Annotated in this window: 7 protein-coding genes; 4 read left to right on the forward strand and 3 right to left on the reverse strand. The window is 55.7% G+C overall.

What is annotated here, in order from left to right; all coding sequences use genetic code 11:
- Positions 1 to 27: 27 nt before the first annotated feature.
- The 4 genes from SV7mr_RS23715 (at position 28) to SV7mr_RS23730 (ending at position 7,895) form a co-directional block, all read left to right on the forward strand.
- The gene (locus SV7mr_RS23715) at positions 28 to 3,819 is read left to right on the forward strand and encodes a DEAD/DEAH box helicase family protein (RefSeq protein WP_145277355.1); all 3,792 of its coding nucleotides are present in this window, start codon (positions 28 to 30) and stop codon (positions 3,817 to 3,819) included.
- Between the two features lie 590 nt (positions 3,820 to 4,409).
- A complete protein-coding gene (locus SV7mr_RS23720) occupies positions 4,410 to 6,377 on the forward strand; it encodes a hypothetical protein (protein WP_145277357.1) in 1,968 nt (655 codons plus the stop codon).
- Positions 6,374 to 7,141 carry a hypothetical protein gene (locus SV7mr_RS23725; RefSeq protein ID WP_145277360.1) on the forward strand — a complete coding sequence of 256 codons (768 nt, stop codon included), beginning with the start codon at positions 6,374 to 6,376 and terminating at the stop codon, positions 7,139 to 7,141. The genes SV7mr_RS23720 and SV7mr_RS23725 overlap by 4 nt, the downstream gene beginning before the upstream one ends.
- Before the next feature lie 4 nt (positions 7,142 to 7,145).
- Positions 7,146 to 7,895, forward strand: coding sequence for a hypothetical protein (locus tag SV7mr_RS23730; protein WP_145277362.1), 750 nt, complete (start codon positions 7,146 to 7,148; stop codon positions 7,893 to 7,895).
- An 804-nt stretch (positions 7,896 to 8,699) separates the two neighbouring features.
- Here SV7mr_RS23730 and SV7mr_RS23735 read toward each other — a convergent pair.
- From SV7mr_RS23735 to SV7mr_RS23745, 3 genes are read right to left on the reverse strand one after another with little or no spacing between them, the layout of a single operon-like run.
- Positions 8,700 to 10,973: a sulfatase family protein gene (locus SV7mr_RS23735; protein ID WP_145277364.1), complete on the reverse strand. Its 2,274-nt coding sequence runs from the start codon at positions 10,971 to 10,973 to the stop codon at positions 8,700 to 8,702.
- Positions 10,970 to 12,265, reverse strand: coding sequence for a DUF1501 domain-containing protein (locus SV7mr_RS23740; RefSeq protein ID WP_145277366.1), 1,296 nt, complete (start codon positions 12,263 to 12,265; stop codon positions 10,970 to 10,972). The genes SV7mr_RS23735 and SV7mr_RS23740 overlap by 4 nt, the downstream gene beginning before the upstream one ends.
- 10 nt (positions 12,266 to 12,275) lie before the next feature.
- Positions 12,276 to 14,600 carry a DUF1549 domain-containing protein gene (locus SV7mr_RS23745; RefSeq protein ID WP_145277368.1) on the reverse strand — a complete coding sequence of 775 codons (2,325 nt, stop codon included), beginning with the start codon at positions 14,598 to 14,600 and terminating at the stop codon, positions 12,276 to 12,278.
- Positions 14,601 to 14,621: the final 21 nt, after the last annotated feature.

The following is a 14,621-nucleotide window of genomic DNA, read 5'->3' on the forward strand; positions in this document are numbered from 1 at the left end:
AGTCAAGCGACTTACTAGCGAGCGTGGATGCGTATGGCGACTTCGCCGTTTCTCGAAATTCCTTCAGCGAACTGGATCGCTTCGAACGATCTGGCCTTCGCCGTTTTCGATGGCTTTCCCGTGAACGTTGGACACTCGCTAATCATCACGCGGCGAGTCACACCCACTTGGTTTGATGCAACGGCGGACGAACAATCCGCATTGATGGAACTCGTCAACGTTGTCAAACAGAAACTTGACCAATCGCTGCACCCAAAACCTGACGGCTACAACGTCGGTTTCAACGCCGGCGATGCAGCCGGACAAACCGTCCCTCATCTCCACATCCATGTGATCCCAAGATACTCAGGCGATGTGGATGACCCACGGGGCGGCGTTCGATATGTGATTCCTAGCAAAGCGAATTACCTAAAGGACGACCTGACGGAAACTTCCAGCGAACGGGCTTCCGACGAACCGAGCCCCAGCCAACGGGCAAGCAGCCAACGGGCAAGCAGCCAACTGGTAAGCAGCCAACTGGTAAGCAGCAACGCGAAACCTGCGGCCACCTTGAGTGTCGGCTACCCCGACTCGCCGCTGTGGGAACAACTGTCGTGGAGAATTGCCGGCGCCCATGCGGTTGATGTCCTGGCCTCGTTCGTTCAGGCATCGGGGCTTGCAATCATCGAAGAGCAACTCTTCAAGGCGCTGCGCAGTGGAGCTCAAGTACGAATCCTGGTTAGCGACTACCTCTATATTTCTGCACCAAGGGCACTCCAAACCTTGCTCGGCTGGTGCGAGTTGGCGGCAGAGGATTTTGATAACGGACGGCTACACGTTCGACTGATTCAGACAGCCAAGCTTCCGACTGATCCGGAGTCATTTCACCCCAAGGCATGGCGGATTGTCGAGGGATCACGCGACTTCATTTCCGTTGGAAGCAGCAACCTCTCAAAAGCCGCGCTTGTCAGCGGTGTGGAATGGAACCTGCTGTCAAGCTCCACTACGTCGGAACCGTCTCACGTTCAATTCTCGGAGGAATTTGACGCACTGTGGCAGGCCGCGTCACCGTTGACGCCGGAACTTGTCGCCTCGTATGCAATCTCGGCGGCGAAATATCGTCAGCAGCATTTTGTGCCTGAGGCGAAAGACGCTCAAGAGATCCCAGCACCGCGGCCCTGGCAAGTTGAGGCCTTGGCTTCGCTGGCGCGCTTGCGCGACGCAGGACACAGCCGAGCGCTGGTCGCAGTGGCAACGGGCATGGGTAAAACGTGGTTGGCAGCTTTCGACGCTTGCCAGGTTGGCATGGAAATCGGCAGGCGCCCCAGGGTCCTGATCATCGCGCATCGGGCTCATATCCTTGCCCAGGCCGAAGCGGTGCTCTCACGTTTGCTCGACCACCGCTTCAGTTCCAGTCCAACCGCATGGTACATCGGCAATCAAAGCGAACTGTCGAGCAACTTGGTCGTCGCATCGATCCAGAAACTTTCTCGCCCCGCAGGGATCCAGCGACTTGCGACCGAACACTTCGACTATGTGATCATGGATGAGGTGCACCACGCCCACGCACCGAGCTACCGCCGAGTGCTCGCGCAACTTAATTGCGACTTTGCACTCGGGTTAACCGCGACTCCTGAACGGACCGACGGCGTCGACGTTGCGACGATCTTTGACGACAACTTGGCGTATCACGCCAGCATTGGCGAAGGGATCGCCGAAGAGGCTCTTGTCCCCTTCCACTATGTTGGCATCAAAGACACGGCTGACTTTCGGCAGATCCCTTGGCGAAACGGGCGGTTTGACCTTGCCGAATTGGAGCAACAAGTCGCTCGTAGCGAACGCATGGATCGGCTGTGGTCAACGATGGAACAACACCCTGCCGACCGGACGCTCATTTTCTGCTGCTCGCGGCGACACGCGGTGTTCGCACGAGACTGGCTGACGGCGCAGGGCGTCTCCGCTGCGGCGGTCTTTTCTGGCGAGGGAAGCGATCCCTACGGTGACTCACTGGAGCGATTGCGGACAGGCGAATTGCACGCCCTATGTGTCGTCGACATGTTCAATGAAGGATTAGACATTCCGGCGGTGGACCGCGTTGTCATGCTGCGCCCAACCGAGTCCAAAATCATCTTCCTCCAGCAACTTGGCCGCGGCCTGCGTGCGAGTGAAGGCAAGAGTCGCTTGCTGGTCATTGACTTTGTAGGCAATCACCGCGTCTTTGCTCAACGGATCATCCACCTGCTGTCACTGCAGTCCGCAAGCAATCAGTGGCACGCGCTCAAAGATTGGCTCAATGGCAAACCGGCCAACCTCCCCGAAGGTTGCCTGCTGGACGTCGAAGTGGATGCCAAAGACATGCTCAAACAATTCCTACCGAAAGGCAGGAACGCGGGGATCGAAGGGTATCGCGCGATCCGCGACGACCTGGGGCGGCGACCAACCGCAATGGAGGTCTTTAGCCGGGGATTCCTGCCACGCACGATCGGCGCCGCTGAAGGAAGCTGGTTTCGATTCGCGGATGCCGAAGGTGATTTAGATGAGTTGCAACGGCAGGTGGCGGCGGAGTTCCATGAATGGTTGAAGACGCTGGAAACGACCAGCTTGAACAAGTCTTACAAAATGGTTGTGCTCCGTGTCCTGCTAGATTCCGGACAGCTGTTCACAGGGATTGAGCTCGACGAACTCTCCAGGCAGTGCCGTCGATTCATGCTAGAACACGAGGTACTGCGCCGTGATCTCGAAGGAAAAAACCATGCCGTCGACCACGAAAATGCCAGCCAACGCGAGTGGGCAGCCTGGTGGATCAAATGGCCGATTGGGCGTTGGCTTGATGCTCAGAATAAAAAGGTTTGGTTCGAGCGTACCGGCGATCGCTTTCGATTGCTCATCCAATGCGCGGACGATCTGAAACCATCACTCGAATCCATGACAGAAGAACTCGTCGACTGGCGCCTGGCGGCTTACGCCAAAAGTCGTCGGCTTGTTAAAAGTGCGGTTGGCGATCTTGCCTTTGAGGGAAAGGTGTCGCACGCCAACGGCCGGCCAATCTTGTTCCTCCCGGACAAAACGAAATGCCCAGATCGGCCCGTTGGTCCAATCGTGGCAACACTGCCCGATCGCTCGCAGTGGGAATTTAAACTCGTCAAGGTCGCGTGCAATGTGGCAAAACCGCTCGGTGAAAAAGGCAATCAGCTGGGTGAGTTACTGAAGCGGTGGTTTGGCTCCAACGCAGGATTGCCAGGCACCGGTTTCCAAGTGCGGTTCGAATCCAAATCGGGAGCGTGGCATGTCTCGCCGGTGGGCGCGGCCATGCAGCCCGATGTCCAGCTAGAGAGACCGCCTGAAGAGACGTTCCAGCAAGTGCAGCCAAGCGTTGAATTGGCGTCCCGATACACAACACATGCCCCGGTTTACGACCTATCGGCTGCGGCCGGTGACTGGGGACCGCAAGGAAGCCCTGCCGAAGCTGGCTGGATCGCGGTCGCAGATCAATCGCTGTCGCAGGGCATGTTTGCGGCTCGGGTGACAGGGCAGTCAATGGAGCCAAGAATTCCGAGCGGCTCCTGGTGCCTTTTTCGTCCCTGCCCAGCCGGATCGCGCGAAGGACGATTATTGCTTGTGCAAATCAACACGCAGACAGATCCAGAAGACGGCGGCCAGTACACCGTCAAGCGATACCATTCCGTCAAGCAATCGATTGAGGACGGATGGGAGCATCATTCTGTTCAGCTTGAACCGCTCAACAAGGGTTACCAGCCAATCGAAATCTCCAGCGAACAAGCCGACGACATCCGCATCGTCGGCGAATTCATCAGCGTGATCGAACCCAACGATTCGTAACCACCGCAACGCGACGAGCTCTTTTTCTGTCGATGCGTCAGCGTTCGCTGTCGCGAGGACCAGAACAGCTGGAAAGCAATCGTGAACAGAGATTCCAAACCACAGTCCATCGCAGGACAACAGACTGTCCCGCTAGATCCTTCATTCCCTCGTCGCATCGTCGACACCACCATCTTGTTCAACAGAACGAAGCCCCGTAAAATAGTGCCACAAGACGGTCTACGCACCACTCAAATGGCGGCTCTAACAGACGCAACCGTGGCTCACAACTCAGAAGTGACGAAGCTGATTCGAACACGCGGGGACACGACCCGCTAGAATCTGGGATTTGCTAAAATCATCACGTGGATCCATTGACGAATTCTTGTCTCAAAGTGCTTCGCTGAGATTAAAAATTCCGATCGTCTCGACGCACATCACAATTTACGACATCAACGCACTGATAGCTGCCATCTGAGAGCATGCTCTTCCGGATTGGTAACCGACCTTTGTCATTCGCCTTGCCCCCGTAAAACTGCATGGCATTCGCGCCGTAAGACTCTGAATTCACTTTAGAAATCGCAACCTGTAAGCACATCACTTGATCGGCCATGTCAGAATGGGTTTTTGCAAAACTGTCGGGCGCTGCTGTTCGGCGGGATCCTCAAGAGACGGAACTCTTTAAGACTGAGGATGCCGGCGAGGGCGAGTACGCCGGTACGGACGCCTTGGTCCGTGAAGTCATTCAAAATTCAATGGACGCGGGGACCGGCGATGGACCGGTTCGAGTTCGATTTGCCTTGCACGGAAACGATTCCTTGCCCGATCCCGGGCGAATTGCGAGCTACTTTAGGCGACTGCAACCTGGCTTGATGTACCGAGATATCTCGTTCAATGGAGCGGGCGAGCCTCAACTACCGCACGGCTTCCTGGTTTGTGAAGACTTTGGCACTCGTGGCTTGGGTGGAGATCCATACCGTGCGACCGACCCACCGGACCAAACCAAAGGCGAAGACTTCTTTTGGTTCTGGCGAAACATCGGGCGAAGTGGCAAAACGGGCGATGATCTCGGACGTTGGGGGCTCGGCAAAACCGTCTACCGTGCCGCCAGTCGTGTTGGTTGCATGCTCGGGATGACCGTTCGCCACTCCGACGGCAAGCAGTTGCTGATGGGACAAGCCGTGCTGAGAATCCACAAGCACGATGGAACAGAGTACGCACCTGAAGGATTTTGGTGCAGTGGTTGCAACGAGACCGAGACTCCTCTGCCCATTGATGATGAGGCGTCTCTTGCACGGTTCGCGTCGGAGTGGAAACTTGCGCGAAAGGGTGAACCGGGACTTTCCGTCGTCGTTCCCTATGTTGCGGATGAACTAAAAGCCGAAAGCATTCTTAGACTAGCAGCCGTCAACTTTTTTTTGCCGATCGTGCAAAAGCGACTGGTGGTCGAGATCGCCGGTGATGGGCTCCCTGGCGGACAGGCTGAGTATCGCGTTGACGACCAGACCATTGAATCGGTCTGCAAGAAACTCAACTGGACCGGCAAAGCAAGACAGAAACTGAATGCGGCACCACCAGTCGAATTCGCAAAGAAGTGTCTCGCCCCAACGACAGAAGTCATTCCCACCCGGTTGCTGGGTGAGTCTCGGATTCCGTCAATGTCTGAAGAAGCGTTCGACACAAGGACGTTACAGAAACTGCGGCAGCGATTTGCCGACGAAGAATTGGTGGCCATCCGAGTCCAGTCCGCGCTGCCGAAGAAAGCCGGTGGCCATGAGATCGGCGAGTTGAATGTGTTCCTGCAACGCACTGCGGTGAATGATCGATTTGAGTCGTACTATGTCCGTGAAGGAATGACGATTACCCGGCTCAATTCCAAACTGTCCATGCGTGGCACGCGGGCGTTGGTCACCGTTGATCCTGGACCACTGGCATCGTTGCTTGGTGACACGGAGGGCCCATCACACGTTAGCTGGGACACGTCGAACGACGAACGTCCAAACCGAGTCTGGAAGACCTGGAAGGGACGCGTCAAATTCTTCGCCAAGATCGTGGACTCACTTGTCGAGCTACTCACTCCGCCCCCGGATAAAGCTGACTTTGACCTTCTTAGCGATTTCTTCTCGATCGAGCAGCTTGAATCGCCGCAGAGAAAACGAAAGCCCAAATCGGAGGGTGAACGGACGCGAGACTTCGATCCACCCGATCCATCACCAAGATGGTACCGCATGCAGGGCAAGGGAGGCGGTTTTCAGATCTGCGACTCTAGCCAGCTTCCAACACCGGTTGGAGCGACACTGCGAGTCTCCGTCGCCTACGATATGCCGAGTGGCAATCCGATGAAGCACTGGAGCAAATTCGATTTCAACTTCCGTGACAAAGCCAGCCACATTAAGTTTAAGCTTCGGGGCCTGAATGCGAGAGCGACAAGCGGCAATGTCATCGAGATAAAAGTCGAGGACGAAGACTTTGATCTTGTTGCAACAGGCTTTGACATCCATCGAGACTTGATCGTCCGAATCGACGAAGTTCAAGAAGAGGCAGAACACGCTGATAAACCACAGGAGGTCGCATCATGATCAAGCGATTCAATTCCCTGGGGCGAAAGCGCGTTCCTCGCGACTGTGTCTCGATTGAAGTTGTAGATGGTGAACCACGAACATTCTCCGCTCACATTGACTTCAAAAATCACAACTGGGATGCAAACGGAACCGTTGTTCTAGAAGCAACCTGTGCCGGCTCTTCTTTGGTTCAGCGATTTGACTGTGGGACGGTCGGCGCACTAAAACAACCGATCGGCCTGCCCTTGAATGATCTACACGGCCAGAACGTATTCTTCTCACTGAAGATAATCGATCCCAGTCAGCACATTGGTCGGTTACTTGGCGTTGCTGAAAACATCCGACCGATCACCACGGGAAAGCAAACCGTCAGCGGGCGAAAAGGCATCCTGCCGGTCGAGCACGCGCCGCTTGGCCAAGAACTCTGGAAACTGGAATACCGAGATCACGACGTTTTCCTACTGGTCAATCAAGATGTACCAAGCCTTTCAGAGAGCATCCGCTCCGACCCCGTTTTCTTTTCGCTCATCTACCCTCAGATCATGCGACAGGTTCTCCACCGCGCAATCGCGGACGGAGCGGAAACAGATGAGGACGACGATCGATGGCCAGTTCTCTGGCTAACGTTCGGTCGAAAACTCCACCCTGATCATGAAGAACCACCTGCTCATACCGATGGCGAAGACGTGATTGATGACTGGGTCGAAATGGTGATTGCCGAATTCTGCAAACTGCACGAACTAAAGAACAAGTACGTACACTCCGGCTATGGGGGAAATTAGTCAGATGCGACTTAGACAATTCAACCAAGCTGGCGTCGACGCGTTTAGCAAATTCCTCACCGCGTGCCGTGAGAATCCCAACGAGCGCGTGCCCATGGAACTTGCGGAAAGCGACCAGCATACAATCCTGATCTCGGATGAGATCTTTGTCGAGCCTCGCGAATTCTCTACGCGACGTGATGCAGCGGATTACTTTCATCGAATCCTTTCTCCGCTATCTCCGGACGCAGTCCGAAAAGACGCAGGGATGTGGACTTGGCTTTCGCTATTTTACTTCGATCAGATCTGCCCGAATCCAAACGGCAACCGAAAGGTCCGAAACGACTACACATATCTCTTTATGCCCGATCAGTCTCGGCATTTTTATCGCCATTTGCTGTTTATCGCGTGGCAGGTCAAACAAATTGCTTCAGAGCACAATCGGCTGTTTCTCGATTCGTCACTGGTCACTCTCGATAAGTTGACGACCGAGGTGTTCAAGCGATTGTATCTCACTCGTATCCCTTGCGTGTTTGAGTTGCTCGACCGACTTTACTGGGACCGCAGGACCAATCGCCCCGCAAAAGGAATTGTGTCTCCGCACAAAATCAGCGCTGGCGATCTGATGCATCGCCTCCCCACACGCATCCGACAACTTGAAAAGACGTACGACCTACAGAGCCTGAACGCCGACCAACTGCTAGAAATTCTTGGCAATGAATTTCAACAACGAGCTGCCGAATCAAACCCTCAAATGGAGTTCATCTTGGAATGATCCCAAATCCGAGTACAAGACTTCACTGAAGACTGATGCCAAGCGACAAACGTTGACGCGCTGACATCACGACGGTGCCTCTTGGCTTCGGAATTCCTGCCCGTCTAAAGCAGGCCATCGCCCAATGACCAATCGCCACTTTCGATGACAGGGTGTTAACTCATTGACTTTGCTCATTTGCGTCACGAACAATACGGTTAACAATTGGTACTCGGCGGTTCCTCACGAGCGGGAGACACGCTGATTTTCGTCTCGCAGCGTTCAGGTTCGACTGGACCAAACGAGGTTGGCTCTAAACAATGGGGCGGGTGCAAACGAGGGGGGGGGACCATCATGAACGAAGTTAATCTTGTTGAATCCCTTGGGCTAGTTTCAGCGCCGGAAACCGCCTGTGTGTTGTGCGCCTTTTGCGCGAATAGGTGCGGGAGATGATCGAATGAAAGAACGTTCGCAACATTTGCTCATTTGCTTCCAAATTTGAAAGCAAATGAGCAGCGTTTGACTGATTTCTGTCACGCAAACACTCGTCGCACAAGCCACAAAGGTATCATCAAAAGTTTCAATTACCGTTGGGACATGCCTCAATCGAACGCTCTCGCACCGCCTCCACACACCGCTGTGCTTCCCTTGGCTCGTCCAGCAACCTGTGTCGAACACCGACGGCGTTCGGGTGATTGATCGCAACGCTTACCCAGGGTGCGCTTCGCGACCCTGGGCTGTGAGTATGGAACACCTACGGCGTTCGGCACAGACGTCGGGTGCCGTGCAAGCACGGCAACGGACGTGATGATTGGTTGAGGTGGCCTAAAGTGGTACGCGAACCGTGCCCAACGCGGCCGGCTGGAAGAGGAGGGTTGGGCCTACGGGGGCTCGGTGGCGGGAATAGGCGGGGCTGAGGTCTTCGAAGGCCGGTAATTCGAGGGCGCTTTCTAGATTCCCGTTTCGGACGAAACGGCTTCGCCGAATCTCTATCCAAGGATGGACTTGCGGCGAAAGACCATCAAAGCTGGCCGCGTCCCGGAAATGATCTCCGTCGGCAACCGACGTTGACATCAACAGAACGTACACCGCCTGCCTCTCTAACCGAACCGGATGCTTCAAACGGATGTACCGAAAGCAGTCGCGCAACTCTCCCTCTGCTCCTGGCGTCACCTGGCATCTCGCAATCTCAACGGCCTTGCCCGATTCCATCCGCAACAGCCGCAACACGTGACTGGCAAGCAGCTGCCGGTTCTTACCTTGAGCCGCCTGCGCCGACGGCTGGTCGCTGGCCTGCTCGGTGGGGATCGCTCGCGCCGGACGAACAGGCGTGTCTTTACCATGGTCGTCGAACATCCCAAGATGTGTCACCAGCTTGTCACCACGACCACCAACCAACTGGAATTCGAACCCGACTTCTCCAGTGACATCGTTTCGCAAGTTGTGCCACCCAGGGTCCGCGAACAACTCGGCTCCGTCGGCGACTGCCAACTCTCTGGCATGTCCTCGGTTATGAATCTTCAAAAGCGTGGCCGCCAGTTCACTGGCGATCGGATCGGCACTCTGGCTGGAAATGTCTCCGTCTTCATAGAGGTTCTTCGTCAGGTCATACAACACCGTCGGCCTGGCATCGCCACGCGATCCCTGTGACGACCACCGCCCCCAAGGCATGACAAGACCGCCATCGACAATCAGCTTGTGTGATCCCTGTCGGATCGCCAACGCATCATTCAGATAAGGCGGCCCAAGGTGACAAAAGAAGACACGCGGGCGATCGTCGGCTGTTTTCAGCGAACCCGTCCAATAGTCGAAAACGTCGTAGCTGTCTTGAGCTTCATCAGCCGCCAGCGAGTGACCCGCAAGACGGGCCAGCGTCGCGTACAGATCCGTCAACGTGACGATCGACCGATTGACTTTTGCACCCTCTAGAACCGCCGGCCAAGAAACGATAAAGGGTACTCGGATGCCGCCTTCCCAGAGCTTTGCTTTCTTGCCTCGCAAGCCGCCGCTTTCTTGATTGCGGCCAAGATTGTCGCCGGTGTTCGGCCCATTGTCACTGGTAAAGATGATCAGCGTGTTCTCATCCAGCTTGTGTCCGGGCCAGCGAGGATCGTCGGTCGAGCGCAGCTTCTTGAGCAGCCTTCCAAACACGACGTCGTTCTCAAGTACCATGTCTTCGCGGTCGCTTGCGATCCCGCCGTCACTGTAACGACTCTGGCCTTGAATGGCTTGACCACCGACATGATCGGGAACGGCATAGTCGCCCTGCGGGTTCCTCTGGAGGTGATTCGCATTGGGCACATAATAAAGAAAGAAGGGCTGGGCAGCCTGTGCGGCCTGGCGATCAAGGAACGATTCTGCCTCCTGTAGATAAAGGGGTCCAAGGTCGCGTTGATCCCAATCGGGAGCCGCCAGAATTCGTCCGGCTCGATTCTTCATGCCGATCAACTGCATGCGACTGCGATCGGTGAAGACAAAACGATCGTTGCGAATCAGAACACGCGGTTCGGTATCCAGCGGGTCCTCGGTGTTGCCAGGCACTCCAAAGTACTCATCAAAGCCGTGATGCGTCGGCCCATCGAGCAACGGTTTTGTGAAGTCCACATCGTGAAAGTAGAAATCGTCCGCTGGCTGCCCGTCTCCATCATCAAAGGACATGCCAACGTGATACTTCCCGATGCCGGCGGTGCGATATCCATTCTGTTGCAGCATTTCAGGCAGCGTCGTCAGAGCCCGTTGAATCAGGGGCTGATTCGGTCCGTGCGGCAGCCAACCCTGGTACTTCAGAGACGACCGATGAGCGAATCGGCCAGTCAACAAGGAATACCGTGTCGCACTGCACATCGACGCCGGCGCGTATCCATCGGTGAACAGGGTCGCTGAACGCGCGAATGATTCGAGATGCGGAGTCCGCAGCGTTCTCTCGATCGGCGGTCCACTGGGACTCAAACGCACGCCGAGATAGGCGCTCGTGTCCCCAATCCCCATATCGTCTGCCATCATGACGATCAGATTGGGCTTGGCGGGCCGTGGGTCTGCGGCCTGGCAGGTCGTCCCCAAGCCGATCAGGAGGACAAGGCACAGGAGCTTGTTCATCATGCGAATAGATCCAATACGGGCTCGCCTTTGTGGGCAACAGTGAACGGCCGACCGGTCGGACTGATGAGCTCCTGGCCGATCGGAATCCCCAGTGCGTAAGCAATGGTGGCGTTGAAGTCGGGAATCGTCACTGGGTTCTCCACCACTTCTTCGCCGCCCGGGGAGGTTTTTCCGTAGACGTAACCACTTTTGAAGCCGCCTCCGGCCACGACGCTGGAAAACGCTTTGGGGTAATGGTCGCGGCCTCGGTTCTGATTCGTGACCGGAGTGCGCCCAAATTCGGTGGTCAGAACCACAACGGTGTCGTCCAGTTTCCCGATCCGTTGCAGATCATCAAGTAAAGCGCCGACCGTGCGGTCCATCGTGTTACACAGCACAGGCATCGCGGTAAAATTGTCGGCGTGCGTGTCCCAGCCTGTGTAGCTGACTTCAACGGTGCGAACGTTGCTTTCGATCAAACGGCGAGCGAGCAGACATCCCTGGCCAAAGGGGTCGTCCCCGTATCGGTCTTTTGTCGCTTGGTTTTCGCGATGAATATTGAAGGCGGCCAGATCAGCGCTCTCCATCAAGCGGACGGCATCTTCGTACATGTCACCGTAGGCTCGAATTGGCTTGGAACGGTAACGCTGAAGAAATTCGGCATCCAGATCACCGGCCAACCTGAGACGCCGATCGAAGCGTTCGGAGGGAACATTGCGATTAGCATGCTTCAAGCCAAAGCGTGGATCGCTGATCGCCAATGGCTCGAACTCGGGTTCAAAGAAACCGCCACTGCCGTGAAAGCGACTTTCTTTACCAATGAAGACCGAACCGGGCATGGTGGTGTTGAGCTTCCCGTGCGTTCGCTGCGCCCAGGCACCTAACCCCGGATGCCGAATCGTCGCCCGCTGATCGTAACTGGTGTGCATGAAATAGTTGCCCTTCTCATGATCGCCCGCCGTCGAGGTGAGTGAGTTGACGACGCAAAGCTTGTCGGCATGGCGAGCCAATTGAGGCAGATGGGTGGAAACGCGAAAGCCATCGACGCTGGTATTCATGGACTGCGTCGAGCCCTGGTTCTCATGATTTGGTTTCACGTCCAAGGTGTCGAGATGGCTCATGCCTCCTGCCATGAAGAGATAAATCAGTTGCTTGGCAGGCTTGCTACGCGGCGCAGGCCCCGGCGCGCCGGCTTCGGCGAATGACTCGCTGGCGCCAAAGCCGAGTGTGCTGCCCGCGCTAACACCCAGAAAGCTGCTGGCGGCAAGTTCAACAAATCGACGGCGATTGAAATGAGATTGTTGGCTGATCATGGTGAGCACACTATTGAATGAAGAGGAATTGGCGGGAGTTAAGCAATGCCCAGACGAGATCTTCAAAGGTCTCGTCACCATGTTGTTCGTAGTCGGCAAGGATGCGCTTCGTTTCGCGTTCGGTTGGTTCACGAGTCAGCATGGCGCGATAGACCACGGCAATCTTTTCTTCGGGGCTAGTTGCCGCTTGCATTTGTGAACCCAGAACGGAGTTTCGATTGTGCACCGCAACCGCCAGCGGACTGTTCAGCAAATAAAGTGACTGAGGCACCGACGCGTGCGATGACGCATTCTCGATCACGTCTCGATCCGATTGGCCGAAGTCGCGGAGAAAGTGACCGCGCCGAGCGGGTGAAGGCAGATCAACAGCACGAGCCATTTCACGAGCCACATCACGAAAGCCTTTCAACTGGCGTTGTTCTCGTTCCAGCCAGCGTTTGCGTTCCTGTTCGTCTAACTCTTCGGGAGGCTTGGGAACCCTGGCTGCCTTGATGAAATCAAGCGTTGCGGCCGAGCCCACGACGGGCTGGTTCCCGGTCATGGTCATCATCATTCCTTGGGGCCCCGCGTCGCCCTCGGTTAGATCAACGAAAACCGTCGCTCGATTCAGTTGATCGATCTCGCGTGTCCTCTGCTTCAACTCACTGGTCAGCCGCCGTGCTTCCTGTTCCTTTCCGGCTTTGTAGGCGGCAAGAATAAGCGACTGGTACTTTTCTTGCTCCTGACTGAACTCACGATTGCGTGCTCCGGCAACTTTCATTCGCTCCAAGACTTCTTCCATCGGCCGGACTTCCAAGCTGTGATGCTTTGCCCGAGTCTCGGCAATCCGCCGAAGCAGTTTGGGGCGATTGGGTGTGTGCGTGTCGATCTCGGGAAGAACCAGCGTTGCGATTGAATCCCAAAGTTGCTCGGCACTCATTCGCTTCATGAACGGGCCGGTAAAATCAAAGGGCGTTCCCAGCGGATGATCGGTGCCTTCCATCTGGCGGCGGAAGAGATCGGTGTGAAGCAGGACGCTTTGGAATTTGCGAATGTCATAATCTAACTCGCGCATTAGGTCTTCCAGATAAGCGAGCAGCTCGGGCATTTCGATCTCGGTCGCATCACTGAGATCATCCACCGGCTCGAAGATTCCATGACCGAATGTGCGTTTCCAAATCCGATTGACAATGACGGTGGTGAAACGCGGGTTGTCCGGTGAAGTCAGCCACTTCGCGTAGGCGTTTTTGCGAGTGATTTGATCGGCTTGCGGCGGAACGTCGGCGCCGAACATCGTCTTGGGCAACACCACGTCTAACGGCTTGGCATCGTCGTATTGGTAGTCGTGGGGAAGCGTGAGAGGTCGATCGAGGTGCCTGACTTGAGTGTAGGTGATACTGTTTCCGAGCTGGGAAATGTTGCCTCGAATCGGCTCATTGAACTCCGCCAGCTTTCTGTCGGCGGCCATTCCAGCATCGACGTGTTGGCGAAATTGTGCTTCGGTCAGATTGTGTTCCGCTAAGAACTTTGCCGCATGAGGCTTGGCAAGGAAGTCTGCAACTTTTTCTTCACTGCGAAAGTACGGAAAGCCTTGAATGGGAATCGCGTCAGAGTAAGCCTGCTTCTCTTCGCGTGTCAGCGCAACGAGCATCTTGCTACGGTTCACGCCACCACCACGATGGTCAAAATCGTAGGTAAAGGCGGCCATCCTGAAAAAGTCCATTTGCGTCCACTCGTCGAACGGGTGGTCGTGGCACTGGGCGCATTCCAGTCGCGTGCCCAGAAAGACGCGCGCGGTGTTCGACATATTGTCCAGGGGCATGCCGGTGTCTCGAATGTAATACGCCGCGGCCGGGTCATCGAAGACCAGTCCGTGGCCGCTGACCAGACGGCGAGCGAATTCATCGTACGGCGTGTTCGCATGAATCTGCTGACGGATCCACTCGCGGTACACCAGCGACCAGTGCTGTCCCGAGGGAACACGCAAAAGGTCAGCCCAGAATTGAAAGTGATGCGCGGTGTACGCCGCGTCATTGGCCAGCAGGTTCTGGATCAGATCCGAGTGTTTGTCGGCGCTGTTGGAATTCAGAAAGTCAGCGGATTCAGACGTGGTTGGAATCCGGCCAACGATGGTCAGGAACGCTCTGCGAACAAATTGCTGATCGTTAATCGTGGCGTTGGGCTTGAGCTGCTTGTCGGCCAAGTGCGCCAACACCAGCTGATCGATTTTTCTGGCGGCACGCTGACGGTCGAATCCCTCCGCTGTTGCGGAAAGGGAACCGAACGCAACGAGACAGATTGTGCAAAGCGTCAGCCGGAACAATGGCTGCCTGGTTTTTATCAAGAGCTGGAACATCGTTTACGGCTTGCGAATGTC

This window comes from Stieleria bergensis, from assembly GCA_007745635.1.
Classification (GTDB): Bacteria; Planctomycetota; Planctomycetia; order Pirellulales; family Pirellulaceae; genus Stieleria; species Stieleria bergensis.

What these genes read in the sequence shown, in the direction of transcription:
- SV7mr_RS23715 (WP_145277355.1), top strand. Translation starts at nt 28, where the DNA reads ATGCGTATGGCGACTTCGCCGTTTCTCGAAATTCCTTCAGCGAACTGG.
- SV7mr_RS23720 (WP_145277357.1), top strand. Translation starts at nt 4,410, where the DNA reads ATGTCAGAATGGGTTTTTGCAAAACTGTCGGGCGCTGCTGTTCGGCGG.
- SV7mr_RS23725 (WP_145277360.1), top strand. Translation starts at nt 6,374, where the DNA reads ATGATCAAGCGATTCAATTCCCTGGGGCGAAAGCGCGTTCCTCGCGAC.
- SV7mr_RS23730 (WP_145277362.1), top strand. Translation starts at nt 7,146, where the DNA reads ATGCGACTTAGACAATTCAACCAAGCTGGCGTCGACGCGTTTAGCAAA.
- SV7mr_RS23735 (WP_145277364.1), bottom strand. Translation starts at nt 10,973, where the DNA reads ATGATGAACAAGCTCCTGTGCCTTGTCCTCCTGATCGGCTTGGGGACG.
- SV7mr_RS23740 (WP_145277366.1), bottom strand. Translation starts at nt 12,265, where the DNA reads ATGATCAGCCAACAATCTCATTTCAATCGCCGTCGATTTGTTGAACTT.
- SV7mr_RS23745 (WP_145277368.1), bottom strand. Translation starts at nt 14,600, where the DNA reads ATGTTCCAGCTCTTGATAAAAACCAGGCAGCCATTGTTCCGGCTGACG.